This window comes from Musicola keenii (assembly GCF_014855505.1).
Taxonomy (GTDB): domain Bacteria; phylum Pseudomonadota; class Gammaproteobacteria; order Enterobacterales; family Enterobacteriaceae; genus Musicola; species Musicola paradisiaca.
In genome coordinates, this window is sequence record NZ_JAAWVW010000003.1 from 175,962 (window position 1) to 201,415 (window position 25,454).

At 58.0% G+C, this 25,454-nt stretch carries 22 protein-coding genes; 11 read left to right on the forward strand and 11 right to left on the reverse strand.

All coding sequences use genetic code 11. The annotated features are described in order from the left end of the window. Positions 1-164: 164 nt before the first annotated feature. On the reverse strand, positions 165-1,538 hold the full coding sequence (gene dbpA / locus HEP82_RS04510) for an ATP-dependent RNA helicase DbpA (RefSeq protein WP_192456988.1): 1,374 nt from the start codon (positions 1,536-1,538) through the stop codon (positions 165-167). A 569-nt stretch (positions 1,539-2,107) separates the two neighbouring features. Here dbpA and HEP82_RS04515 point away from each other — a divergent pair. The 3 genes from HEP82_RS04515 to gap all read left to right on the forward strand — a co-directional run bounded on the left by HEP82_RS04515 (position 2,108) and on the right by gap (position 5,609). After that, positions 2,108-3,322 carry an MFS transporter gene (locus HEP82_RS04515; RefSeq protein ID WP_192457105.1) on the forward strand — a complete coding sequence of 405 codons (1,215 nt, stop codon included), beginning with the start codon at positions 2,108-2,110 and terminating at the stop codon, positions 3,320-3,322. Positions 3,323-3,537: 215 nt separating this feature from the next. Next, a complete protein-coding gene (locus tag HEP82_RS04520) occupies positions 3,538-4,518 on the forward strand; it encodes a GlxA family transcriptional regulator (protein ID WP_192456989.1) in 981 nt (326 codons plus the stop codon). Positions 4,519-4,595: 77 nt separating this feature from the next. Next, positions 4,596-5,609 carry a type I glyceraldehyde-3-phosphate dehydrogenase gene (gene gap / locus HEP82_RS04525; RefSeq protein WP_192456990.1) on the forward strand — a complete coding sequence of 338 codons (1,014 nt, stop codon included), beginning with the start codon at positions 4,596-4,598 and terminating at the stop codon, positions 5,607-5,609. Between the two features lie 206 nt (positions 5,610-5,815). Here gap and HEP82_RS04530 read toward each other — a convergent pair whose 3' ends face one another. The 8 genes from HEP82_RS04530 to HEP82_RS04565 form a co-directional block, all read right to left on the reverse strand. Further along, the gene (locus tag HEP82_RS04530) at positions 5,816-7,270 is read right to left on the reverse strand and encodes a PepSY-associated TM helix domain-containing protein (protein WP_192456991.1); all 1,455 of its coding nucleotides are present in this window, start codon (positions 7,268-7,270) and stop codon (positions 5,816-5,818) included. A gap of 45 nt (positions 7,271-7,315) precedes the next feature. Next, on the reverse strand, positions 7,316-7,798 hold the full coding sequence (locus HEP82_RS04535; protein WP_192456992.1) for a DUF2946 domain-containing protein: 483 nt from the start codon (positions 7,796-7,798) through the stop codon (positions 7,316-7,318). A 282-nt stretch (positions 7,799-8,080) separates the two neighbouring features. Then, on the reverse strand, positions 8,081-8,521 hold the full coding sequence (locus tag HEP82_RS04540; protein ID WP_192456993.1) for a hypothetical protein: 441 nt from the start codon (positions 8,519-8,521) through the stop codon (positions 8,081-8,083). Positions 8,522-8,777: 256 nt separating this feature from the next. Beyond that, positions 8,778-10,361 (reverse strand): amidase, encoded by a 1,584-nt coding sequence (locus HEP82_RS04545; protein WP_225622317.1) that lies wholly within the window; start codon positions 10,359-10,361, stop codon positions 8,778-8,780. Continuing rightward, a complete protein-coding gene (locus tag HEP82_RS04550; protein WP_192456994.1) occupies positions 10,337-12,007 on the reverse strand; it encodes a dipeptide ABC transporter ATP-binding protein in 1,671 nt (556 codons plus the stop codon). Before HEP82_RS04550 ends, HEP82_RS04545 begins: the two co-directional genes overlap by 25 nt. A 23-nt stretch (positions 12,008-12,030) precedes the next feature. After that, positions 12,031-12,903: an ABC transporter permease gene (locus HEP82_RS04555; RefSeq protein ID WP_192456995.1), complete on the reverse strand. Its 873-nt coding sequence runs from the start codon at positions 12,901-12,903 to the stop codon at positions 12,031-12,033. Positions 12,904-12,934: 31 nt separating this feature from the next. Continuing rightward, positions 12,935-13,876: an ABC transporter permease gene (locus HEP82_RS04560; protein ID WP_192456996.1), complete on the reverse strand. Its 942-nt coding sequence runs from the start codon at positions 13,874-13,876 to the stop codon at positions 12,935-12,937. An 18-nt stretch (positions 13,877-13,894) separates the two neighbouring features. Next, positions 13,895-15,529: an ABC transporter substrate-binding protein gene (locus tag HEP82_RS04565; protein ID WP_192456997.1), complete on the reverse strand. Its 1,635-nt coding sequence runs from the start codon at positions 15,527-15,529 to the stop codon at positions 13,895-13,897. Between the two features lie 227 nt (positions 15,530-15,756). Here HEP82_RS04565 and HEP82_RS04570 point away from each other — a divergent pair, with 227 nt between their 5' ends. Continuing rightward, on the forward strand, positions 15,757-17,160 hold the full coding sequence (locus HEP82_RS04570) for an aminotransferase-like domain-containing protein (RefSeq protein WP_192456998.1): 1,404 nt from the start codon (positions 15,757-15,759) through the stop codon (positions 17,158-17,160). A gap of 18 nt (positions 17,161-17,178) precedes the next feature. On the opposite strand, the gene HEP82_RS04575 is transcribed toward HEP82_RS04570, so the two are convergent. Further along, positions 17,179-17,982, reverse strand: coding sequence for a pyrroline-5-carboxylate reductase family protein (locus tag HEP82_RS04575; RefSeq protein WP_192456999.1), 804 nt, complete (start codon positions 17,980-17,982; stop codon positions 17,179-17,181). Positions 17,983-18,241: 259 nt separating this feature from the next. Further along, entirely contained in the window at positions 18,242-18,961 is a 720-nt protein-coding gene (locus tag HEP82_RS04580) for a GntR family transcriptional regulator (protein WP_192457000.1), read from the reverse strand. Between the two features lie 692 nt (positions 18,962-19,653). Here HEP82_RS04580 and HEP82_RS04585 point away from each other — a divergent pair. The 7 genes from HEP82_RS04585 to HEP82_RS04615 all read left to right on the forward strand — a co-directional run bounded on the left by HEP82_RS04585 (position 19,654) and on the right by HEP82_RS04615 (position 25,381). Next, a complete protein-coding gene (locus tag HEP82_RS04585) occupies positions 19,654-20,781 on the forward strand; it encodes an ABC transporter substrate-binding protein (protein ID WP_012765442.1) in 1,128 nt (375 codons plus the stop codon). A gap of 40 nt (positions 20,782-20,821) precedes the next feature. Next, positions 20,822-21,715 carry a branched-chain amino acid ABC transporter permease gene (locus HEP82_RS04590; RefSeq protein WP_192457001.1) on the forward strand — a complete coding sequence of 298 codons (894 nt, stop codon included), beginning with the start codon at positions 20,822-20,824 and terminating at the stop codon, positions 21,713-21,715. After that, entirely contained in the window at positions 21,708-22,595 is an 888-nt protein-coding gene (locus HEP82_RS04595) for a branched-chain amino acid ABC transporter permease (RefSeq protein ID WP_012765440.1), read from the forward strand. Before HEP82_RS04590 ends, HEP82_RS04595 begins: the two co-directional genes overlap by 8 nt. After that, on the forward strand, positions 22,592-23,374 hold the full coding sequence (locus tag HEP82_RS04600) for an ABC transporter ATP-binding protein (protein ID WP_192457002.1): 783 nt from the start codon (positions 22,592-22,594) through the stop codon (positions 23,372-23,374). Before HEP82_RS04595 ends, HEP82_RS04600 begins: the two co-directional genes overlap by 4 nt. Continuing rightward, positions 23,371-24,090 (forward strand): ABC transporter ATP-binding protein, encoded by a 720-nt coding sequence (locus tag HEP82_RS04605; RefSeq protein ID WP_012765438.1) that lies wholly within the window; start codon positions 23,371-23,373, stop codon positions 24,088-24,090. Before HEP82_RS04600 ends, HEP82_RS04605 begins: the two co-directional genes overlap by 4 nt. A 42-nt stretch (positions 24,091-24,132) precedes the next feature. Next, positions 24,133-24,969 carry a VOC family protein gene (locus HEP82_RS04610; RefSeq protein WP_192457003.1) on the forward strand — a complete coding sequence of 279 codons (837 nt, stop codon included), beginning with the start codon at positions 24,133-24,135 and terminating at the stop codon, positions 24,967-24,969. 184 nt (positions 24,970-25,153) lie between these two features. Beyond that, positions 25,154-25,381: a LysR family transcriptional regulator substrate-binding protein gene (locus tag HEP82_RS04615; protein WP_225622318.1), complete on the forward strand. Its 228-nt coding sequence runs from the start codon at positions 25,154-25,156 to the stop codon at positions 25,379-25,381. Positions 25,382-25,454 lie beyond the last annotated feature (73 nt).

The window sequence follows — 25,454 nt, forward strand, 5'->3', positions numbered from 1 at the left end:
ACTGAAAAACTTCATAAAATCCACGCAGCTGCGTGGATTTTTTTAGTTGCCGATCATCCAGATTGCATACTAAGAATGACCGCAACCGCTCTGAAGCGCAGATGTATATTTTCTGCGCTTCAGTATCCGCGAGAGTACGGCAGATTGGCCTTCCACTGAGCGCCCTACTTGAGCAACCGAACCTTCACCGCTTTGCCTTTAATTTTCCCCTGCTGCAACTGCTTCCACGCATGGCGCGCCACCGACTGCCTCACGGCCACGTAGGCATGGGTCGGGTGAATGGCAATCTTTCCGATATCAGCGCCATCCAGCCCCATGTCACCGGTTAACGCCCCCAGAATATCGCCGGGACGCATTTTGGCTTTCTTGCCGCCGTCGATGCACAGCGTCGCCATCGTAGCCTCCAGCGGGGTGATGCTCAGCCCGGTCGGCAGCGGGTGCCAGTTGAGTTTCATATTGAGCATTTCTTCGAGCGCATTGACGCGCTGGGCCTCTTCCGGTGCGCAGAGACTGATGGCCAGCCCACTTTCACCGGCGCGGGCGGTACGGCCGATGCGGTGAATATGCACTTCGGGATCCCACGACAGCTCGAAGTTAACCACCATCTCCAGCGCTTTGATATCCAGCCCGCGCGCGGCAACGTCGGTGGCCACCAACACGCGGCTGCTGCCGTTGGCAAAGCGCACCAGTGTCTGATCGCGGTCACGCTGTTCCATGTCGCCGTGCAGCGCCAGCACGCTCTGGCTACTGGCAGTCAGCGCATCGTATACCGCCTGGCAATCTTTTTTGGTATTGCAGAACACCACACAGGACGCGGGCTGTTCTCGGCTCAGCAGTTTCTGCAGCAGATCGAGTTTACCGCTGCGGGAAACCTCATAGAATTGCTGTTCAACCGCTGGCAGTTCATCCACCGTGTCGATTTCAATAACCAACGGATCGTGCTGAATACGATGACTGATAGCGGCAATGGCGTCCGGCCAGGTAGCGGAAAACAGCAGCGTCTGTCGCTGGGCCGGTACATGGGCGATAACCGCATCAATGGCGTCAGCGAATCCCATATCAAGCATGCGATCCGCTTCATCCAGCACCAGCGTCTGCAGGGCATCAAGGTTGACGGTCGCCTTCTCCAGGTGATCCAACAGTCGGCCCGGTGTAGCGACAATGATGTGGGGAGCATGGGTCAGCGAATCGCGCTGGATGCTGAACGGTACGCCGCCACACAGCGTCAGCACCTTGATATTCGGCATGTAGCGTGCCAGGCGGCGCAGTTCGTTGGCAACCTGATCGGCAAGCTCACGGGTCGGGCACAACACCAGCGACTGGGTATTGAACCGCCCGGCATCAAGATGCTGTAACAGGCCCAGACCGAAAGCAGCGGTTTTGCCGCTGCCGGTTTTCGCCTGCGCGCGGACATCTTTTCCTGCGAGGATCGCCGGTAACGCCGCCGCCTGAATCGGGGTCATGGTCAGGTAGCCCAGCGCGTTAAGGGTGGTAAGTTGTTCCGCAGGAAGCGCGTTCAGTTCAGCAAATGAGGTCACGGTGAAAATTCCAGATGAGATAAGCTGGCAATGATACCATCCCTTTGCTACCGCACCGCGAGGAGTTTTCACCTCGTCTTCATCGGGCATATTCCCCCGTCATTGATACCAGCATCTGCCACTCTTTTTCACGATAGCCGACACCCCAATGTTGTCGTATCGCCGAGTCTCACGGTTTCCCCGGTTCAGGGCATTCAGTACACAACCGTCGATTGGTGAAGCGTTTTTCTGTGACCGAAACAAGGATGGATAAAGAAAAATCGCTACGGAACGCGGAAAGAAACCCGCAGAGATATTTTTGATGACCTCGAAATGTTTTATAACAGTAAGCGTCGGCATAGCCCGAGCGCTCAAATGCCAGTGATAGAGCATAAAAGCCATTATTATCAACGGCCCGGACGTATCCATATTATCCATGGCGATTCACAACGTCATTGCCGCAAGGGTTCAGCCATGGCTCGACGCCAAATCAGTTAATGAAGATGGCACCACCCGCGCGCGGTCAACGGGATCCCGAGTACAGTCCTGGTTACAACCCGCCAACACGATGAGGACGTGATTTGAACACAATGGTTTCCACAGCCAATACAAGCTACCGATGGGTGATTCTGGCCATTGCGACCCTGGCTCAGGCCTGCGCGTGTTTTTTTGTACAGGGTATCGGGACGATCGCCGTCTATATTCAGCACGAACTCCACTTAAGCGCCATGCAGATTGGCTTGTTGGTGTCGGCAGCGCAGTTGGTGCCTCTCGTTGGGCTGCTGGTCGCAGGCGAGCTATTGGATCGATATAGCGAGCGCCTTGTGGTGGGTATCGGCACGTTGGTGGTTGCGTGCGCATTGATGGCTGCCATGCTGGCCGGTAGCTACTCTTCGATACTCATGTTCCTGATCGTCGTGGGTGCCGGTTATAGCACCGCTCAGCCTGGCGGCAGCAAATCAGTGGCGCGGTGGTTCGACAAGCAGCAACGGGGTTTTGCCATGGGTATCCGCCAGGCGGGGCTGCCGCTGGGCGGGGCTCTGGCTGCGGCGATCCTGCCGTTTACCGCAGCGCAGTGGGGATGGCGATATTCGTTTCTGGTCGGAGGGCTGGTCGCGCTTGTCGGAGCGCTGGTTTTTATCGTGTTCTACCGCTCACCTCACATGCGTGATGTCGCGACGCAAACCACCACAGGGAGCCTATGGAAAGGCGCCATACTGCGATTACACATGCTGACTGATCCTTCAATGAAGAACATCATGATCTCTGGGAGCAGTCTGGTATCGGCACAGTACGGCATTTTGGTGTTCACGGTGCTCTATTTACATGATCGGTTACAGATGGAGGTGGCCCTGGCAGCATCATTGCTATTTGTAGGACAAATCGCGGGTGCTATCGGGCGCATCCTGCTGGCGGCATGGAGCGACCACTGCAAATCGGGGCGTTATTTCCCGGTATTTGTGTGCATGATTGCCGTTGTCGTGGGTTTGCTGGCGTTGATCTGGCTACCGGTAAGTTCGCCGCTGCCGGTCGCGTTGCTGCTGGCTTGGCTGGGGTTTTTCGGTTTTGGCTGGTACGGCCCCTGGGTTGCCTACGTGGCTGAGTCGGCGCCACCGCAAAAAACCGGCTTTGCGTTGGGGTTGTCCATGGCGGTCAACCAGGTCGCCATTGTGCTCGTGACGCCAGCGTTGGGATTGTTGCGGGACACGACTCAAAGCGATGTACCAGGCTGGCTCCTGTTGATCACGCTGATAGTGCTGGGGCTACTGTTCACGCGCCCTCAAAGCCAGAGTGGGAAGCGTTGAAACCCCATAAAACCGCAGCATGCGGCGTTGAGTTTATGTTAAGCCATGCAGTGGACGCTGCATGGCGATAGAACCACCGCTACTGTGATATCTCCCAGCCCTGCCCGCCATGGATAACCGCCAGGTTGCTCACCCCATCAACAGCGCGATCCATTTTGGTAAAATCCCCCCACTTCCCTGTTGACTTATTTTGCTAAAGGCTTACTTTTCAGGACATGAAAAAAATCCTTATTATCGTTCCCGACGGCGGCTTGCTATTCGAATCCACCGGTATCGCCGACATTCTGATACAGGCGAATCAGTTGTATGCGGAAGGTTTAGCGCGCCCGCGCTACCAGGTCGATATCGCGACAACGCAACCGCATCAGGTGATCCACGGAAGATCGGGGTTAAACCTGCTGGCTGATCATCGCCTTCATGAACTGGACCCTCGCGAACCACTCGACACGGTCATCATTACCGGGCGGGGGCAAAGTGAACAGGAAGACGTCGCCGTCGTCGACTGGTTGCGCCTCGCTGCGCCTCACGCACGCCGTATTGCCTCAGTTTGCGGCGGTGCGATGTTGTTGGCACAGACCGGGCTGCTCAACGGACGGCGGGCGACGACGCACTGGAGACTGCTGGAGGCCATGCAGTCAACCTTCCCGAATGTAAAAGTTGAAGGCGGGCCGCTGTATATTCAGGATGGCCCGATCTGGACATCCGGCGGAGCCAGTTCCGGTTTTGATTTGACGCTGGCACTGGTTGAGGAGGACTACGGTTTTAGCCTTGCCCGCGATGTCGCTCAAGACTTGGTGATGTATCTGCGCCGCCCCGGCGGCCAGTTACAGTTCAGTCGTTACCATTTACAGCAACCCAACGGCTCCGGCCCGATCAGCGATTTACAGGCATGGCTGCTTGAAAACATCACAGCCGACCTTTGCGTTGAAGCGCTGGCGGAAAAAGTCGCCATGAGCCCACGTAATTTCACCCGCGTTTTTACCCGTGAAACCGGTGTTTCTCCGGCACGCTATGTCGCCGAAGCGCGCCTTGCCGCCGCCCGGCAGCGTCTGGAGCAAACCACCGATACGCTGGACAACATTGCCCTGCAAACGGGCTTTGGCAACAGCATCAACCTCCGCCGTATCTTTGAGAAACAGCTCCACCTGACGCCGGGAGAATATCGCCAACGCTTTCACTGCTGCAAAATGGCGTAAAGTGATCCTTTTTTGTCATTTACGCCAAAAGACCTGCGACCTACAGTAACTCCAGGACAACACATAAGGAGTTCATCATGGTCAAGGTCGGTATCAATGGCTTCGGGAGAATCGGACGCAACGTGCTACGCGCAGCGCTGGACAACCCGGATATCCAGATTGTAGCAATCAACGATCTGACAGACAGCAAAACGCTGGCGCACCTGCTGAAATACGACTCGCTGCTGGGTACGCTGCCCGTTACCGTAGAAGCCGCCGATGGGCAATTGCGCGTCGCGGGTCGCCCCATCGTCGTATTCAGCGAGCGCGATCCCGCTCGCATTCCCTGGCGTGACGTAGGTGCAGATATCGTTATCGAAGCGACGGGCTTCTTCACCGAACGTGAAAAAGCGGCGGTACATATTCATAGCGGCGGCGCGAAGCGTGTCATCATCTCCGCGCCAGGTAAGAACGACGATTTGACGGTGGTGATGGGCGTAAATCACGAACGTTACGATCCGCACAAACACTATGTCGTCAGCAACGGTAGCTGCACGACTAATGGTCTGGCGCCTGCCGCGCAGGTACTCCACCAGGCATTTGGTATCAGGCACGGACTGATGAATACCACACACGCCTACACCAATAGCCAGGTATTACACGACCAACCGGAAAAAGATCTCCGCGGCGCACGGGCTGCCGCGCTGTCGATCGTGCCGTACTCCAGCGGTGCGGCCAAAGCGCTGGGGAAAGTCATCCCCGAACTTGATGGCCGTTTGACAGGCTACTCGCTGCGCGTGCCGGTTCCGGTGGTGTCGATAGTCGATCTGACGGTTACGCTTGAACGTGATGTTAGCGTGCAGGACGTCAACGATGCCTTCCGTCAGGCGGCAGCCGCGGGGCCGTTGCGCGGCATTCTGGGCTATAGCGACGAACCGCTGGTATCAAGCGATTACCGGGGCGACCCACGATCATCCATCATCGACGGGCTGTCGACGCTGGTTATCGGCGGCAACATGGTCAAAATTCTCGCCTGGTATGACAACGAATGGGGGTTTTCAAATCGCCTGGTTGACCTGGCGCTCATGATGTCTCAGCGCGAACAGCAATAAATACTGAGAACGAACACCCGGTTTCAACGGGTGCTCGTTCTCGATTCTCCCTCTGCTTTCACCTAACCGTAACAACCAGACGCCATCACTACGTTGCTTGGCGGCATCGAGCCCGTATCAAGATCGCGCAGGCACCACCAGAATTCACTGACGGTATATCACTCGATATTTTTTAAAATCAGAGGGATACATCCGGGAAGCCCCCGTTAACCATCACACTGCGTAGACGAATTCGGGTACGCATGGTTATCGGCAGAACGGTTCTTCATTCGCCACCAGCGCCCAATATCCACCGACATAAACAACAACACGCTGATCCCCATGATCGGCAATGCATACCCCAGCAGCGCCGCAATCACCAATACCAGTGATTTTTGCAGCACAGTCAATGACAACCACGCGCCGCAAAGCGTATCGAGCGGGTTCATCCGCGCGACGGCCGGGCGCCGCAACCACCACATGCGATAACCCAGCACAATCATGCTGCAAAGCCCCAGCCCGAAAAAGACGAGAATGAGCTGGTTGGGCAACCCAAACAGTATCCCCATATGCGCATCCACCCCCCAGCGGGTCAGCTTGGCGGCCAGCGGAAACTGCTCAAACCAGACATGGTCGACGATAGTGAAGTTTTTCGGGTTTACCGATACCGCATCTACCTGCGTTGGCCAGCGGCGGTCCACTTCCGTTACCGTCCATGCTTTACCTATTGCTTTAGGTTGACGCAATTCCACTTTTTGCGCCGAAATTCCTGCCGCCCGGGCGGCGTCCAGCACCTTATCCCAGTCGCCATCAGGCCGGTTAACGATTGCCGGATGAGACATCCCCGCCCTATCCATACCGGGCATAGGCGTGGCTATCCCGGCAGAGTGTTCGGCGTGTGGGTCGGCCGCTCCGACGGGGCTTTCAGCACCGAGATCGGTGCCGACCTGTGGTGTAAGCCAGTTCAGCGAGCTACGCATTTTGTCGATATTATCGCCAGCCCACTGCGACCAAGTTAGCCCGGTCACGGAGAAAAAAAGCAACCCGATCACCAGTATTAAACCCAGCGTAATATGCCAGTGACGAGAGACGGCAAACCGCCCCTTTATCTTTTTCGCTGCTCGGCGCGGGCGAGTGCCCCGCCAAAGCACCACCCCACCCAGCGCGGCCACCCATAACCAAGAGGCCGCCAGTTCACTGTAGTTTCGACCGAGATCACCCAACAGCAACCCACGATGCAGTTGATCCAGCCACAATCTCAGCGGCAACACGCCGGAGGTGCCGTAGACGGTCATATCGCCTTTAATGGCCAGAGAATAGGGATCGACAAAGACCGAGCGTGACTCGGAAGGGCCAAGGCTCCCGCTGACGAATTGTACGCGGGTGGTCTCCGTCGATTGAGGCGACGGTCTTACCGCGTAAACTTTCAGCGCCTCACCCGCATAGTGGCGGGCAGCGGCGACTTGTGCCGACAACGGCTTGGCTTCACCCATCGGAATCACCGTCAGCGCATCGTGATACACGTAGTTTTCCAGTTGCGGCGTCAGCACATACAAGGTGCCGGTCAGGGCCGCAACGAAAATAAAAGGCGCAACAAACAGTCCAATATAAAAATGCAGACGTCGGATAAGGTTAAACAGCGCACTACCACCCGCCCGTGCGTTGGTCTGAGCATTCGACATAACTCACCGTTTCAGTTTTCAGAAATGATTCAACGGCGGAGGTGGTCACTCCGCGTCGTGAATGAATAACGATTTCCCACCAACCGAAACGCGAGGTGGCGCCCTTGGCATATGAAACGCCGCACTCAAGCGCAGATAAAGCGCGACGATAGCAACGCTGGGCGAACGCCAGCAGGAGAAAGGAACAAACCGAAGTTCAGGCGTAAAAACCCACAAAAACAGCGGAACATGGATAAGCAGTTCGCAGTAATCACAGGCACTGTCTTGCGCCGGATAATCATGTCGATGAGGGCTTACTGACGGAGTCACCACCCCCATTGCCGCCGCACCATGCATTGACGAGTGATCCATCCCTGGCATCGTCATGGCGGAATGCGCGACATCGCGGCCGTCATGACGTGCGTCAGACCCCAGTAAGCCGCTGGATTGCAGATGTTTTGAGATAATCGGCGCGCCGAACAGCATCACCATCGCGAACATCGCAATATATGCGGTCAGGTGAGTGATCAGGCGACGGGAAAATATCATCACAATTCGCTGGGGCTGAGAAATGTGCCCCGATGTTAATGTCGCGCACAAAAAAGTAAAGCGCGGGTGTCCAACTTGGATGTTTTCGGTTAACAATCCGTGACTCAACGCAGGCGCCACGAGCAACAATCTACCCCGGGTTTATCGGGTAAATGCGCCGCAACACGCTGCGCGCAAGGCTTATCAAAATATCATTCATCCCGCACCGGATACGCGGCACAGCGGATCATCCCACAACGATCATCCCACAACGCAGGCAACCGTAGCGGCACGCGCCAGCGGTTATGTCGCGGCGCCGGTCAGCGTTATCTGTTGAATATTCAGGTGGTGCGACAGTTCGCGCACAATCACCAGGTAGCTGATGAAATCCGCGCCGTCCGGGAACTCATCGTGATATTTAGGGCTACCGGCGATCACATCCGCCACCCGGTTAAATACATTCTCAATCTGCTGTTGCGTCAGCAACGGCCCGTTCACGCCAGCACTGTGGGCGATGGCAGCCAGATAACCGTCGGCACAGGCGAAATGTGACGCCACATGATGCAGCGTCGGCGTCGCTTGAATCGTATCCTCAATGGCGGCGATCGCCATTTCAACCTCATAGGGCGACGGGATATCACGGTGGAAAAAACGGCGGGCAATAGCGCGGTATCCTAGCGTCAGCACGACATCCGGTGTGGAAAAACGCACCCAGTCAGCGTCGATAGTCAAGGTGTTATGCATACGTATACCTCCTGAAACCAGCATCGAATGGTCTGCACAATAGCGCTGATTCGCCGGGAAGTGAAACCTAACCCATCACCTGCCGTGCTGACGGGCCTTGCTTCCTGTTCACTCTTCACGACACCGCATCCGCCGCCATCCCCCTACACCGGCATCTTGTCGGTAGCCCCGGCCGATGCCGGAGCGTGTTATCTCGCGTTGTTAGCATGCCGCTCATTTGCCCGCCATCAGCGGCCCCGTCACCGCCACAAGATCATCAACGAGTCACATGAACCGCCGGCACTGCACGATTGAAGAAACTGCCGCCCAGCGCACGCTCTACCTGCGCCGCAAGTTGTAACAGTTGGCCGTCGTTACCTTGCCGGGTCTGGAAATGCATCCCCAGCGGCACACCCGATGTCTGCCGCGCCAGCGGTATCGAAATCCCCGGCGTTCCCGTCAGGCTGGCCAGCGGCGTATAGGAAAAGATATCCCACAGGGTGTAGAACCAGTCGAGCACATCCGGGTTATCGCTCAGCGTCAGGTATTTCTTCTCGCCCATCAGCGGAGTCGGTTTGGAGAATGTCGGCGTCAGAATCATGTCCCAGGTCTCGTAGAATCGACCAAGACGGCGCGAGGTGGTATTGAAAACATCCTGCATTTTCCAGCGATCGCTGTAGGACATATCAATCCCTTTCTGCCAGATTTTGATGTTGATGGGCTCAACCTGATCATCCGGCGGCGCCGACAACCCCCGCTTCTCCAGCAGGCGCTGGATGAACTGCGCAAAATTACTGATGTAACAGGTAGTCTGCGCTCGGAATGCCTCATCGAAATCGATATCGGGCGTCACCCACGCCACCTGATGACCCAGTTCCTGTAAAAACCGAACCGTCCGCTCCAGCTCACTCACAAAATGGGGATCGGCGCGGTACTGCCCCCACTCGTGCGACACCGCAATACGCAACGGGGCCGGATCTTTTTTGATGATGTGGGTATAGGCCTCGTCGCTTTTCCAGTAGGGCATGAACTCGCCCGGCGCACCGCCGCGACAGCTGTCGACGAACAGTGCGGTATCCCTGACGCTACGGCTGACGCAGCCCTGGGTGGAAACATACCCGGTGATATCGGACAGCGCAGGCGCAATGGAGAACACCCCGCGGGTACTTTTCAGGCCGATCAACCCTTGGGAACCGGCGGGAATACGGATAGATCCGCCGCCATCGGTAGCATGGGCCAGCGGCGTGATGCCCGCCGCGACCGATGCAGCGGCGCCGGCAGAGGAGCCGAACGTCGTATAGTCGGGGTTCCAGGGGTTACGGGTGACATAAATCTCCGGATTCTCCACCGAACCGCACACGCCAAACTCCGGCGCCGTGGTTCGCCCGATAATATTCAGCCCGGCGTGGCGGATCTGGGTGGTAAGAAATGCATCTTCCGCCGGCCGATTGCCCCGCAGGAATTTGGAACCCTGCTCCTGCAAACGCCCCTTCACGCCCGGCCCCAAATCTTTCATCAGAAAAGGGATGCCACGAAACGGGCCATCAAGCCGGGTACCATCGGTTTCCGGCGCAACGATGGCGTCATCGAACAGCTCGATCACCGAACCGATATGCGGATTAACCCGGGCAACGGCAGCCGCCGTTTGCTGCGCCAGCTCCGTGGGCGTGACCTCTCCTTGCTCCACCAGTTCCGCCATTTTGGTCGCATCACACGCGGCCCACTCATCCCAGCTCATCACAGTCTTCATCGTTAATGCATCCTGTACCTTGTAAAACGGATAGGTTTCACTCAACGCCAGACGACGGTAGCCGTCAGGTCGTGTCCTAAACGCCATCATGCCCTCGATGGCGTAACCCAACGCGGCATCGCCTGTAGCAAACTGCGGGTATAAGCTTGCTGCGGTGCCGCAAACAACTGTGCGGTCGGCCCCTGTTCGATAATGGCGCCCTGCTGCATCACGATCAGCCGATCGCACAACCGGGCAGCGACGCGCAGGTCGTGGGTGACGAAGATCATCCCCAGCCCCAGATCGCGCTGAATCTCTTCCAGCAGCGCCAGAATCTGTTGCTGCACCGATACATCCAGCGCCGATACCGCTTCGTCGGCCACCAGCACGCGCGGCTTACACGCCAACGCACGGGCGATGGCCAACCGCTGGCGCTGACCACCGGAGAATTGATGCGGATAGCGCGACAGCGACTCGCGCGGCAAGCGGATGCGGTCCATCAGCGTCTCGGCCAGCTCTTGCGCGCTCTCGCGGCTCAAGCCGAAATTCATGGCTCCCTCGCGGATCGACGAGCCCACGGTACGCCGTGGGTTAAACGAGCGATTGGGATCCTGAAACACCATCTGAACTTGCGAGCGCAGCGACCATAACTGGCGTTCCGGCAGCGACTGCACCGCCTTTTCCCCCCACTGGATCACGCCGGATGACGGGTCAATGAGCCGCATCAGACAGCGGGCGAAGGTGGATTTGCCCGAGCCGGACTCGCCGACGATGCCCACGGTCTCGCCATAGTGCACCGCCAGGCTGGCGTCACGCAGGGCGGCCACAGTCTGACGACGGCCGAGAAAAGTCCGACGGACATAGTTTTTCACCACAGCCTCAGCATTCAGCAGCGGTGTGCCGCGCTGCTTGTCGCCGCTGCGGCGCGGTACGCCGTCAGGCACACAATCGAGCAACATCCGGGTATACGCCTGGGATGGCTGCCGCAGAACCTGTGCCGCCGCCCCCTGCTCCACGACGGCGCCTAAGTGCATCACCAGCACGTCATCGGCAATCTCCGCCACCACACCCATATCGTGCGTGATGAACAACACCGCACAGCCATTTTCTTCCTGTAACTCACGGATCAGGCTGAGAATTTCCCGCTGGGTGGTGACATCCAGCGCCGTCGTCGGCTCGTCGCAAATCAGCAGACGCGGGCGCAGAATCACCGCCATGGCGATCACGATGCGCTGCCGCTGGCCACCGGAGAGCTGGTGCGGATAGCTGTGGTAGATACGTTCGGGATCCGGCAGTTGTACCCGGGCGAATATCGCCAGAATCGCCGCTTTGCGCTCATCCCGCGACATCCGGCTGTGCGCACGCAGCATTTCATCCATCTGCTTCCCGCAAATCACTACTGGGTTGAGCGCGGTCATCGGCTCCTGAAACACCATACCGATCTGTGCACCGCGCAACGCTTTGAGCACCGCCGGCGCCGCATACCGCCCCTGATTCAGCAACAGGGTATCGCCCAGTCGTACCGTGCCGTGCCGCACGGTCAGTTCACTGGCCAACAGGCCCATCAATGTCATGGCCAGCACCGATTTTCCGGAGCCGGATTCCCCCACCACACACAGGGTTTGCCCTGGATGCAGGATCAGGGACAGGTCTTCTATCGCGTCGGCGCGATCGCCGCCAGCCGGCAGCGCCACGCGCAAGCGATCAATCGTCAATAGCGCCGGAGCGGCGATCGGCGTCAATTGCGGGTCGGAATCGAGAGCGAACACGGCAGACATGGTTTTCCTCCGAATAGCGGCCATCAGGCGCGTTGGGCGAATTTGGGATCGAAGACGTCGCGCAGGCCATCGCCCAGCAAGTTGAACGCCAGTACGGTCGGCACCAGAAACAGCGCCGGGAACAGCACATTGCCGGGGTTCTGCGCAAACTGAATGCGCCCTTCGGACATGATGTTGCCCCAGGTAGGGATATCCGCCGGCAATCCCAGACCGAGAAAGCTCAGAATGGCTTCGGTCATGATGGCCGAGGCGGCGATAAAGGTGCCCTGCACCAGCAACGGCGCCAGCGAATTCGGCAGAATATCGCGCCACAGAATGGTCATGGACGGCGTCGCCAGCGCTCTGGCCGCCTCCACAAAGGGTTCGTCGCGCAGGCTGATCACCAGCGAACGCACCAGCCGGGTCACACGCGGCACTTCCGGGATGGCGATCGCCAGCACCACGGTCGGCAAGCTGGCGCCCAACATCGCCACCAGCGTGATGGCCAGTAACACCGAGGGGATCGCCATCAACCCATCAACCACTCGCATCAACACCATGTCGAACCGGCGGTAATAGCCCGCCAGCATGCCGATCAGGCATCCGCCTGCAACCGCCATCAGCGCCGTCGCAATGCCAACCAGCAACGAGATGCGCGTACCGAACAGCACCCGGCTCCAAATATCCCGCCCCATGCTGTCGCTCCCCATCAGAAACAGATGAGAAATGGTGCGGCCATCCATCAGCGTCACTTCACCGTGTGTTCCCGCTGCAACGGAAATAAAGTTGTAATCGATGGTGGTGGGGTCAAAGGTACCGAGCACCGGCGCCAACACGCCAAAGCAGAGCAACAGCGCCAATACCAGCGTCCCACATCGTACCGACAGGTTGCGCCACAATTTTTTCAGGGTATTCATTGTCTCGTCTCCGGGTCAGGTCAACCCGCGCTCAATAGCGAATACGCGGATCGAGCACCAGATAGCTGATATCCACCAGCATATTCACCACCACATACGCCAGCGCGAAGAACAGCACCACGCCCTGCAACACCGGAAAGTCCCGGTTAAGCACCGCGTCCACGGTCAACTGCCCCAGCCCCGGCACCGCGAACACGGTTTCCGTGACCACCACGCCACCCAACAACAACGCCGCGCTGACGCCGATAATGGTTGCCACCGGCACCGCCGCATTTCTCAGCGCATGCCCCGTGAGCACGCGCCACTCATCAATCCCTTTGGCGCGGGCGGTACGGATGTAGTCCTCAGTCAGCGCCTCGCTGACTGCCGCGCGCGTCACCCTGGCCAGCAGCGCCACATAGGTAATCGACAACGACAGACAAGGTAGAATCAGTTGGAGCAGCCAGGGCCAGAAACCGGCGCTCAACGGCTGGTAGCCCTGAACCGGCAACAACGAGGTTTTTAACGCCAGGAAATAGATCAACACATAGCCGATGACGAACACCGGGATCGAAAAACCGGCGACCGAAAACGCCATCACCGACCGATCCAGCCAACCGCCCATCTTCCAGGCCGCCAACGTCCCCAGCGGTACGGCGATCAGTACGGTCAACACCAGCGTCAGCAACGTCAACGACAGGGTCGGCCCCAAACGCTGGCCGATCAGGTCGATGACCGGCGCGTTGAGGAAATAGGAGTACCCCAAATCACCGTTGGCGACGTGCTGACACCAGATACCGAACTGCTGCCACAACGGCAACGTCAGCCCTAACTGGGTACGAATACGCGCCAAATCTTCACCACTGGCGCCGTTGCCGCCGATAATCGCCGCCGGGTCGCCGGGGGTCAGGCGTACAATCATGAACACCATCACCGCGACAATCATCAGCACCGGGATCAGACTGAGCAGCCGTTTTGCCATAAACATCAACATAGGAACCCTCCCGTATGACTATTGGGCGTTCGGGGCGCTACCCTTACGAATATTCCAGTACACCTGCGCCCCGGCCGGCACAATGCCGCTGACCGTATCGCGCACCGCCGCCGGGATCATGTACTGCCCCAGCGGAACATGCGTCACCACCTGATAAGCATGACGTTGGATCTCGCGGGCCAGTTGCTGTTTCTCGGCGTCGTCGGTCGCCGCCGCGAAGCGCGCTTTCAACGCTTCCAGCTGCGGATCGTTCTGCCAGCCAAACCAGCCCTTGTCGCCGGTGGCATTCAGCATGGCGTTGTTCAGCGGATTCTGGATATCCTCCGCGCCCCAGGCGCTGATAAAGGCATTCCATCCCCCGGCGTTGGGCGCATCTTTCTTCGCCCGCCGCGACACCAAGCTCTGCCAGTCCATATTCATCATTTCCACCTTGAACCCGGCCTGTTGCAGCATCTGCTGAGCGACCAACGGCAACTTGCCGATGGTGGCGTTATCGGTCGGGCGCAACAGCACGATGGGCTCGCCTTTATAGCCAGACTGCTGCAACAGCGCTTTGGCCCGTGCCGGATCAGCTTTGCCGGTGAAGGCCGCGCCAGGGTCGGAAGCATAAGGCGTGCCGCAAGGGAACAGGCTGGCGCAGGTTCGGTAGTATTGCGGCTGCCCGACCTGAGTGCGCAGCATCGGCTCCTGGCCGAGCGCCAGCATCGCCGCCTGTCGCACCTTCTCGTCATTGAACGGCGGCTGAATGAAGTTGAAGCGGAACATGAACTGATAGCCATTAGGCTGCGCATTGATCAGCTGCACATGAGGGGTTTTCCCCAATGTGGGAAGCTGCTCGAAGGCTGGCTGCTCCAGAATGTCCACTTCGTTGGCCAGCAGCGCGTTCATCTGCGTTTGCGGGTCGCGGATGATTTTCCACTCCACCTCATCGACAAACACCTGTTTACCGCCCGTGGTGCCTGATGGCGGCTCACTGCGGGGTTTATAGGCGGTGTTTTTGCGGAACCACAGACTCTCGCCCGGCCGGAATTTTTCGGTTTCAAACACATACGGCCCGGAACCGATAATCTCCTTGATCGGCGTATCCGCCGGGGTATCGGCAATCCGCTTCGGCATGATGAACGGTACGTTGGAGGAGGGTTTACCCAGCGCTTCCAGCACCGGGCCGAACGGCGTGCGGAACACCAGTTTAAAGGTACGGTCATTGACGACTTCATCATGATCCAACGCCCCGGCCATCAGCCCGCCCAACGTATCCCGCGCCATCCAGCGTTTCAGGGAAGCCAGCACATCGGCGCTGGTGACTGGCGCGCCATCGCTGAACGCCAGGCCTTCACGCAGGGTGAACGTCCAGGTTTTCTTGTCGTCGCTGGTTTGCCAGTCCTGCACCATCTGCGGTTTGATGGCGCCGCCCGCATCGGTGCCAAACAGAGTGTCAAACACCATATAGCCGAAGTTGCGGCTGGCGTAAGCGGTGGTCCATATCGGATCCAGCACGGTGATGTTGGACGCAGGAACAATACGCAGCGTATCGGCGACGGCAGGCATGGCGGGAAGCCAGTGCATCATGGCCAGAGACAATGCGCCAAGCAGGGGCAAACGTTGCCGGACAGGGGAAGAAACGTTCGCCGGGGATAAACGGTCATGCTTCATTGCCATCTCCTCACATGATTAAGAAAACGAATACGCTATTTACAAGGATGCTCAGTCAACGCCAGTATAGGAGCCGATGGGACAAGCACATATATACAGTGAAAATAAAATATTTAATAACAGTATGTTAGCTTTGCACCTTCAGAATGCGTTTTCTTAAAAACTCATCATTGCGGTGCATCTCTCGCACCAGAAAAGAACAAAAAAGCGACAAATCGGAGACGAAAATGGGGCTTTTGGATACGACATCGACGCAGCCGCTGGTGCGACAAATTGTTGACCGCATCGCCGGGCAAATTACAAAACGGCAATTGGCCCCAGGCACACGCCTGCCCTCCATCCGGCAGCAAGCCCAGTTTTTCAACGTCAGTGTGATGACAGTGACTAACGCTTATAGCCGGCTAGTGGCGGAAGGCTTTCTCGTCGCGCAGGCCGGGCGGGGATATTTTGTCAGCGATACGCTGCCGCGCGGCGTCGTCGAACCGGAACCAGGCATCGATGTGAAGGTGGACAGGCTATGGTTGATCCAACGCGCTTACGAGGAGAACAACGCATTACTGAAGGCTGGTTGCGGCTGGATCCATCCGCAATGGCTGTATGGCGACGGCATGCGCCAGGCCCTGACCCGGCTGGCGCGCAACAAAACCCATAACCTGACGCAATACTCCTCGCCCCAGGGGTTGCTGCCGTTGCGTCAACAACTGGAGCAAGTGCTGGCCCGACGCGCCATCCACGTACCAGCCCGGCAAATTATGACCACCTCCGGCGCCACGCAGGCGCTGATCCTGCTGGTGCATTGCCTGACCCGGGCAGGCGACACCGTCTTCGTCGACTCCCCCGGCAACAGCACTTTTTTTATCCAATTACGGGCATTCGGCCTGAATCTGGTCGGCGCCCGACGCAGCCCCGACGGCTACGATCTCGTGGAGCTGGAGCAACAGCTGCGTCAACATCGGCCGAAGTTGTTCTTCACCACCAGCCAGTTACACAACCCCACCGGTTCATCATTACATCCGCGGGTCAGCGCCCGGCTGCTGCAACTGGCGCAGACCTACGACTTCACGCTGGTGGACAACGACGTGATGGCGGGATTAACGCCATCCGGGCTGGCGACGCTGGCCAGCCAAGACCAGCTGCGCCGGGTTTGTTATATCGGCAGCTTTTCTAAAACGCTGTCGCCGGAGCTGCGGGCCGGGTTTATCGCCTGCGATGAAGCGCTGAATGAGAAACTGATGCTCTATAAGATGATCCACGGGCTCACCACCTCGGAGCTCACCGAAACGCTGTTATGGTCAATGCTGACGGAAAAAGGCTGGAATCTGCACCTCAAAGGCCTGGCGGCCAGGCTGGCCGAGGCGCAAAACGCCGTGTGCGACCGGCTGGAAAGGATCGGCCTGCGTCTGTTTCACCGCCCCGAGGGCGGGCCGTTTCTGTGGGCTTGCCTGCCGAAAGCGGTGGATCTCATGGCGATGACCCGCACCGCAGCCGAGCACGGCATCCTGCTGGCGCCGGGCCACTTGTTCCACGTCGAGCCCTGTCAGGAGCCCTGGCTGCGGTTTAACGTCTCCTATTGCCACCGGCCGGAAGTGTACGATTTCCTGTCCCGCTACATGAATGGCGATATCGCCTGAAAACGGGACAAGGCGCGATCAGCCGCCGGAAGACAACGCGGTCGTCCGGCGTACTGCCGCCATGACACTGCGCTGCAAACCCGCAGCGAAGTCGCTGTTATTCAGCTCGTACAGGCCGTTAATCCCCACCCCGGCCGGGGAGTTATTGATATCCATCAGTTGGCGCGGATGGCAGCCGCTGACTTTCAGCATCTCCACCGCGCCTACCAGATTTTCCCACGCCACCTGTGTCGCCTGCTGACGAGACAACCCAGCCAATACGCCCGCATCCGCCAGCGACTCAATGAAGTAATACACATAATTCACGCCGGCCACCGCATAACCGGTAAAGACATCGATCAGCCGCTCTTCCAGCATCATCACCTTGCCGAAACTTTCGAGGAACGGTCGCAACGGTTCGATCTTGGCCTGTGCATTGCCCACCACGCCGCTGTAACCCAGGCCGGTATCGGTCAGGGTATTGGGGATGGTGCGCACGATGGGCCGCTCTGCCCCCAGCAGGGACGCGAGCTGCGTCAACGTGACGCCCGCGATGATCGAAATCACCGTCGCCTGCGGTGCAGCGTACCGGTTGATCGTCTCGGCAACCGCCGCGATGTCATCCTGCGGGCGTACCCCCATCACGATGTAATCCGCACGAGCTATCGCCCCATGCTCACTGAGCGGGCTGGTCAACTGGTAACGCTCGCGCAACGTCAGGATACGTTGCGGGTCGATATCAGACAGCGTGATCTCGCCGGCGCTGACGGCCTGACGACGAATAGCCGCGCGAATAATGGCTTCGGCCATCTGGCCGGCGCCGATAAAATGGATATGGCTCATGCTCGCTCTCCCGAAAACAGACGAATAACACAGTTATGCCGCTTAACCACCGTCTGTGTTGGCTGAATGGATGACGGCCTTTTTATGGCAATCTGAAGAAAAATAAAAATGATGAGTGACACCGACTCAAGAAAATATAACCCTGACAACACAATAACCAATAACCGGCATTGGCAATAATCATTCCAGATTCACTATTATTCAGCGCAGCGCACCATCATTGCGAACGCCACCGTTCTATTTAGTGACAACGCAAAACTCAGACCACTGACGATGATTTCTTACCAAAATAAATACGCGCCAATCCCTCTTTTGTCACTTCAACAGCATGCTCTGCGCTCAGAGAAATATGTTGTTCAATTAATTTAACCCCGGCGTCGACATCCCGTTGACGCAATGCAGCAATAATATCCACATGCTCATCATAGGCATTATTCCGACGCACCGGCGTTTCTAGATCAATACGGCGAAAGAAACGGCTTAAGGAATTCAGGCTGTCCAACATTTCATACAGCCGAGCATTTTGGGAAATACGGGCAATTTCCATATGAAAATGCTCGTCAGCCTCGGCAATCTTTTCCCAATCCTGAGGCACTTGCTGCTGAGCCTGTCGCAGGCTGACATCCTCCCAGATCGCCGTCGTTGCGGCGATTTCTTCATCGGTAGCCCGCAAACAGGCGAAGCGAAACGTCGCCTGCTCAATCACCATGCGGACTTCATACAACTCGCGCACCCCTTCTGGCGTGAGGTCGCGGGAATAAAAACCCCGGTTTGGCACAAAATTCATAAACCCGTCCTTAGCCAAGCGATTGAGCGCCTCGCGTACCGGCGTGCGCGACACACCCAGCTGCGTGGACAGTTCCACCTCATTAATCCGTTCACCGGGCCGAAAGTGGTAGTCGATAGCCAGTGTTTTTATCTTTTCATACACTTTCTCAACACTATCGGCACTGCGCGCCGTTTTTTTGGCAATAACCACAATGACCCCTTTTATTCTCTTCGATTATTTTTATCCGTGATGAACCCGATTTAAAAAACGGGAAAATATTATTCACACCGATAATGAATAATTCATAGCACAGCTATAAACACAACTCAACACAAAACTGCATACACTTTTTCGATAAAGATGTTATGAAAAAAATACGCTAAAAAAAAAGAATATATTCCATATCACACCATTATTTTGCACCAAAATATGGCATCAGCTGCGCCAAAATAGCAATAAGTGTATACACATATGCACATAAAGACCTATAACCCTCGTTGAATAACGATGACGGACGGCTAAGAGATATTTTTATTTTATTTAACCGACCCGTTGTATTTATTCATAAAACCCCTGACTTCACGCCTGCATCTCCAGGTATTTTTCTGTTATGCGCCATCGGCTGGCACGTTGGTTGCTTAACACACAACTGTATGCACTTTTACATTCACTTGTGCGTATTACCGTTATCCCCATAATAGTTCGTGTTGCAGGGCAATCGGCCGACATTTTGAACCACGCTACACGTCGACCTTTTACAGGCAAGCTCGCCATGACGTCACCACATGGCGAATCCTCACATGCTGATGACAACCATCAGCGGAAGGAGTGAGTAAAGCCGATGCGCCGACAACCTGAAATTATGACGGGCATAACCTATTCGTCAGCACCGGAGACCCCTTATGAAGAGTCGTTTACGTCAGGTTATTACGCTGTCCGCTGTAACGGGCATGGCCTTGTCAGCGTCGGTACATACCGCTTATGCCGATGTGAATCTGGGCGCGATTTTGCCGCTAACCGGCACCAGCGCCAGCATCGGCGAAGATCAACGCCGCGGAATCGAACTGGCGGTGGAAAACATTAACGCCCACGGCGGCGTTAACGGACAAAAACTCACTGTGATTACCGAAGACTCTGCCGGCAACCCGGTAACGGGCCTGAATGCGGTACGCAAACTGACACAAGTTAACAAGGTGCCGCTGGTCGTGGGCGACTTTTCTTCCAGCGTCACTATCCCGGTGGGCCAGTATCTGGTGAAAAACCATCTGCTGCACATCAATATCTCCGGCACCAGTACCGATGTGCGCAAAATCGGCAAGACCTCATGGAGCGTCATCGGGCTGGACGATCTCTCTGCCCGCTTCTCGGCGCAAGATGTCTGGAAACAAGGCTGGCGTAAAGTGGCCTTTGTCGCCCCCGACGGCGCCTACGGACAGGGCATGGCGGAACAGTTCACCCAAGCCTTTGAAAAAGCCGGCGGCAAAGTCGTCGCCAACGTGTTGTACACCAGCGGGCAGCCGTCCTACCGCCGCGAACTGGAACAGATCGCCCGCGCGCACCCGGATGCATACGTTTATACCAGCTACGGCCAAGATGCGATCGTGCTTAACCGCGAAGCCTGGGAGCTGGGGCTGCACCAGACCCCCTGGTATGGCATGTACCTGACCATGGCTATCGCCGGCTCGCCGGCCCAGTACACCAACGGTCAACTCGGTATGGAAGTGGCCGGCATCGGGGATCGCGCCGCCGTCGACGGCGATAAAAGTTACGCGGTCACTTATCAACAACGTTTCAATGAAAAGCCGCGCTCGGTATACGGCAGCTACGCCTTCGACAGCGTCATGCTGGCCGCCGCCGCCATCCGGCAGGCACACAGCGCGGAACCCGCAGCGATGATTAGCGCCATGCAAACCGTTGCGCCGGGCTTCACCGGACTGACCGGCAAGCTCGATCTGGATACGGACAACCAGCGTCAGAGCCAACCGTACTTGCAGGTCAAAGCGGCCGACGGAAACCTGATCGCACGCTAATCCGACATCCTCGTTAACGTTACGCCAGCAGGGATACGTTATGTTGCAGTTTATTCTCGACACATTGATTCGCACCGCGGATTTGTCGCTGGTCGCACTGGGGTTAAGCCTGGTGTATGGGCTGGTACGGTTCGCCAACATTGCCCATATGCAATACGCCATGGTCGGTGCCTTTCTGACCGCCGCCGGGTTGCAACTGGGCATGCACCTCTCACAGGCGATGCTGTTTTCCGCGGTGATCTGCGGCTTGCTGTCCATGCTGTTGCACCACTGGGTCTTTCAGCCCTTACTGAAAACCGGCACCGCCAACGCCATGATTGGCTCGCTGGCGGTATCGATGGTGCTGATCGCCCTCATGCTCGGGGTCGAGGGATCGTCCCCTATCAGTTATCAGCTGCCCATCAGCGACATCTGGCAGATAGCAGGCTCACGGATTTCCGCCGACGAAGTCTGGAGCCTCGCCTTTACCGCGGCGCTGGTGCTGATCTTCGGCGCCCTGCTGTTCCATACCCCGCAAGGGCGCGCCATCCGGGCACTGGCCAGTAACCGTGATCTGGCGGCGGCCTCCGGGTTGAACGCCAGCGCCATCGTGCATAGCGTCAATCTGTTGGCCGGTATGCTGGCCGGCATCGGCGGTTCGATGATGGCGATGAACGCCAGCGCCTATATCAACCAGGGTAACGATCTGATGCTGCCGGTGTTGGCCTCGGCCATCCTGGGCGGGCTCGGCAACCCGCTGGGCGCACTCTTCGGCGCGTTGCTGATCGCCACCACGGAAACACTGGTGACGACGATCAACTGGGGCTGGTTAGTGGATAGAGAGATGGCGTTTATCCCGGTGACTTGGGTTAACGCATCGTCATTCGTCATGCTGCTGTTGGCGCTGCTGTTGCGTCCATACGGCCTGTTCAACCGGGAGGTGCGCCGTGTCTGAGTTCTTATTGCATATCTGCTGTATCGGCGGTATCTACGCCATTATTGCGCTGGCCCTCAATCTGCAGGCAGGTTATGCCGGCCTGCTGAACTTCGGCCATATCGCTTTCGTCGGCATCGGCGCTTACGCCATCGGTATCGGCAGCCAATTCGATCTACCGCTACTGGTGGTCATCCCGGCGGGGATCCTCTGTGCGCTGCTGGTGAGCATACTGATGGCGTTGCTGGGGCGTCAGCTTTCCGCCGACTATTGGGGGATCGCCACCCTCGCGCTGGCAGAAATCATCCGTATCGCCGTCATGAATGCTGGCGGGTTGACCGGCGGAGCCCAGGGCATCGGCGGCCTGAGCGCCCCCTGGTCGAGCGACGGACAAGCCACCGACGCGCTGATCTTCGCCGCACTGATTTTCATTGTGCTCATACTCTGCACGCTGGCGTCGGTACGCCTGGCCGACAGCCGCTTCGGCCGTGCGCTACGTCTGATGCGCGAACAGCCGCAACTGGCGATGTGTATGGGCTACGCCCTGCCGTGGCTCAAGTGCCGCGCCCTGATGTGCAGCGCCCTGATGTGCAGCCTGGCCGGTATGCTGCTGGCCTGGTACACCGCCTATGTCAGCCCCGACTATCTGTTGTCATCGGAAACCTTTCTCATCTGGAGCATGGTGATGATCGGCGGGCTGGGTAATATCCGTGGGGTGTTGCTGGGCGTGGCGTTGGTGGAAGTCTTATACAACTTTATTCCTTTCGCCAGAGACTATCTGCAGATCGGCTCCGACCTGACCGGCGCGCTGCGGTTAGGGCTGACGGGACTTGCCATGCTGTTATGCCTGCTGACCCGCCCCGGTGGACTGCTGCCTGAAAAAATGAGGGTCTTATCATGACCCGACTGCTTCATGTGGAGAACATCAGCAAAGCCTTTGGCGGCAACCGGGTACTGGAATCGGTCACGTTTAGCCTGCATCGGGGCGAGATTCTGGGGCTATTGGGGCCCAATGGCTCCGGGAAAAGCACTCTGCTTAACGCCATCTCCGGATTTACCCCTGTCGATCGCGGCACCATCACGCTCAGAGAGCAACGCCTCGATACACTGGCGACGCATAAAATCATCGACGCCGGCATCGCCCGTACCTTTCAGCTCCCGGCCATGCCGGCAAAAATGAGCGTATTGGACGTGGTGATGGCGGCCGGCACCCGCCATCACGGCGTCTGGAACGGCCTGCTGTCGCTGCCTTCCGGCCGCCGCGCCGAGCGGGAGGATCGGGCCCTGGCCCGTGGGTTACTGGATACACTACGGCTGGACAACGTGCGGGACTTGCCGGCCGCCGCGTTGTCCGGCGGGCAGAAAAAACTGCTGGGCATCGCCTGCGCCCTGATGGGCAAACCATCCGTGCTGATGCTTGACGAGCCCATGGCCGGCGTACACCCCAAACTACGCCAGGATCTGGTAGAGACCTTGCGTAGCTTGAGCCGGCAAGGCATCTCCCTGCTGGTGATCGAGCATGATATGCACTTCATCGGCACGCTGTGTCAGCGCTGCATCGTGCTGGATCGCGGGCACATCGTCGCCGATTGCGCCCCCGACGAACTCTCGCGCAATCAACAGGTACTGGACGCCTACCTAGGGGCGGGCAACGCAACATTACGGGAGGAGGCGATATGATCGCACTAAATCAAGTGGTGGCCGGTTACAGCGCCGGTATTGATATCCTGCACGGTGTGTCGTTGACGGTGGCGCAAGCGGAAATCGTTACCCTGCTCGGCCCCAACGGATGCGGCAAGTCCACGCTGCTGAAATGCATCGCGGGTTTTCTCTCTCCGCGTCAGGGCAGCATCGAGATTAACGGCCAGGAAACCGCCGCCATTCCGGTGCACCGCAAAATCCGCGAATGCGCGCTGGGGTTCGTACCGCAGTTGGATAATGTCTTCAACAACCTGACCGTGGCGGAAAACCTGCAAACCGGCGGGCAGTTTCTGGCCCCCAGGCAACGGCGTCTGCGCATGGCGCAACTGGCGGAACAATACCCGATGCTGCGCCGCAAATGGCACGCGCCCGCCTCGGCCCTCTCCGGCGGCGAACGGCAGATTCTGGCGTTGGCTCGGGCGCTGATGCCCAGCCCTTCGGTGCTACTGCTGGATGAACCCTCCGCCGGATTGTCGCCTAAAATGTTGCAGGACGTGTTCAGCGCCATCCAAACCGTTCGCCGTCAGGAAAAAGTGACCATCCTGATGGTGGAGCAAAACGCCATGGAAGCGCTGCACATTTCCGATCGCGCCTATGTGTTGGCGCTGGGAAAAGTCGCCATGAGCGGCCCCGCCGACGCCTTGTTGAATGACCCGCAGATGCGCGAACTCTATTTCGGCGGGCGCGCCGCCTGATAAGCCACGGAGAATCACGACGATGACCAAGGAGAATACATAATGCCGCTCACGCCTGTTATCGATCACGCGGTGATCAATGTGAATGAGCAGCTCGACCGGGCCTGTGCGTTGTTCCAGCGCATGGGGTTTCAACTGTCCACACGCGGCCATCACTCGATGGGCTCCAGCAACCATCTGGCCATTTTTGGCGACAACTATCTGGAACTGCTGGGCTACGAACCGGAGAGAGCACCGGGCAAACGTGGCCTATGGCAGACGCCGCCCGGCCTGGCCGGGTTGGTGTGGAAAACCACGGACGCGCAGCAGGTCTACCCGCAGTTGCAACGATGCGGGCTCGACGGCGAACCGCCGACGGCATTTTCGCGTCCGGTCACGCTACCGGACGGCCGTCAGTTGACGGCGAAGTTTTGCATCACCCGGCTGAACGCTAACGCTATCGATTACGGCTTCAGTTTCTTCTGCCAGCACCTCACGCCGCAGGCGGTGTGGCAACCGGCATGGCAACAGCACCCCAACAGCGTCCAGGCGATGACCGCGTTCGTCATCATGGCGGAGGATCCCCACGCCGCCATCGCGCCCTATGCGCGCCTGTTCGCCCAATCCCCGCTGGAGGAAACCGCCGAACACGGCTGGCTGCTGCCGGCGGGAACGGCCTGCCTGCGGGTCATCACTCCATCGCAGGCAATGGAGGAATACCGTCTACCGCCGGAACGCGCCAAGGGGACGCGGATGATCGCCCTGAATTTCCGGGTGTCATCGCTATCACGGTTGACCGACAGCTTGCGCCACGGCGATATCGCGTATCAACACTCCGTCGGTCGGGTTCTGGTGCCCGAGCAACAGAGCAGCGGGTTGGCGCTGCGTTTCAGTGAATAGCCGCCGACGGCGTCCACGCCGTCCGGACGCCTGACGCGCTAAAAAAACCCTGTACCGCCCGACAACGGCGCCGGGCGACGCCAGCGTGGTGTCGGTACAGGGAAACTCGCTCTCGATAAGCATGATTTCAACTATGTGCTCGACGTGCGCCAGCTCACCACCATGATGGGGTTGGTGGCGGCCAATGATGGGGTTGGTGGCGGCCAACGATGGCGTCAGTATCGTCACCGGATTGACCCGGTTTCAGTTCCAGCACCGGGACATCACGATCGTGCCCTTCCGTGATTTGTCACTGCAACGCGGGATTTATTGGGTGACGGATCGGGAGCGGAAACTCTCGCTGTGCGCCACGGCGTTCTATGATTTCCTGCAGGAAAAGGCCAAGAGTTTTTATCACCGCGTCTCCCGATGAACGAAGTGGCAGCGCCTCATCTGGGCGCCACAGTAACGTGCGCACGGCCACGAAGGACGACCACTCGCACATC

Bases quoted from the DNA above. Each gene is read 5' to 3' on its own strand.
- HEP82_RS04535 (WP_192456992.1), bottom strand. From the start codon at position 7,798: ATGATATTTTCCCGTCGCCTGATCACTCACCTGACCGCATATATTGCG.
- HEP82_RS04550 (WP_192456994.1), bottom strand. From the start codon at position 12,007: ATGTCTGCCGTGTTCGCTCTCGATTCCGACCCGCAATTGACGCCGATC.
- HEP82_RS04570 (WP_192456998.1), top strand. From the start codon at position 15,757: ATGGGGCTTTTGGATACGACATCGACGCAGCCGCTGGTGCGACAAATT.
- HEP82_RS04540 (WP_192456993.1), bottom strand. From the start codon at position 8,521: ATGCATAACACCTTGACTATCGACGCTGACTGGGTGCGTTTTTCCACA.
- HEP82_RS04560 (WP_192456996.1), bottom strand. From the start codon at position 13,876: ATGTTGATGTTTATGGCAAAACGGCTGCTCAGTCTGATCCCGGTGCTG.
- HEP82_RS04515 (WP_192457105.1), top strand. From the start codon at position 2,108: ATGGTTTCCACAGCCAATACAAGCTACCGATGGGTGATTCTGGCCATT.
- HEP82_RS04585 (WP_012765442.1), top strand. From the start codon at position 19,654: ATGAAGAGTCGTTTACGTCAGGTTATTACGCTGTCCGCTGTAACGGGC.
- HEP82_RS04565 (WP_192456997.1), bottom strand. From the start codon at position 15,529: ATGAAGCATGACCGTTTATCCCCGGCGAACGTTTCTTCCCCTGTCCGG.
- HEP82_RS04615 (WP_225622318.1), top strand. From the start codon at position 25,154: ATGATGGGGTTGGTGGCGGCCAACGATGGCGTCAGTATCGTCACCGGA.
- gap (WP_192456990.1), top strand. From the start codon at position 4,596: ATGGTCAAGGTCGGTATCAATGGCTTCGGGAGAATCGGACGCAACGTG.
- HEP82_RS04590 (WP_192457001.1), top strand. From the start codon at position 20,822: ATGTTGCAGTTTATTCTCGACACATTGATTCGCACCGCGGATTTGTCG.
- HEP82_RS04605 (WP_012765438.1), top strand. From the start codon at position 23,371: ATGATCGCACTAAATCAAGTGGTGGCCGGTTACAGCGCCGGTATTGAT.
- HEP82_RS04530 (WP_192456991.1), bottom strand. From the start codon at position 7,270: ATGTCGAATGCTCAGACCAACGCACGGGCGGGTGGTAGTGCGCTGTTT.
- HEP82_RS04555 (WP_192456995.1), bottom strand. From the start codon at position 12,903: ATGAATACCCTGAAAAAATTGTGGCGCAACCTGTCGGTACGATGTGGG.
- HEP82_RS04520 (WP_192456989.1), top strand. From the start codon at position 3,538: ATGAAAAAAATCCTTATTATCGTTCCCGACGGCGGCTTGCTATTCGAA.
- HEP82_RS04575 (WP_192456999.1), bottom strand. From the start codon at position 17,982: ATGAGCCATATCCATTTTATCGGCGCCGGCCAGATGGCCGAAGCCATT.
- HEP82_RS04610 (WP_192457003.1), top strand. From the start codon at position 24,133: ATGCCGCTCACGCCTGTTATCGATCACGCGGTGATCAATGTGAATGAG.
- HEP82_RS04600 (WP_192457002.1), top strand. From the start codon at position 22,592: ATGACCCGACTGCTTCATGTGGAGAACATCAGCAAAGCCTTTGGCGGC.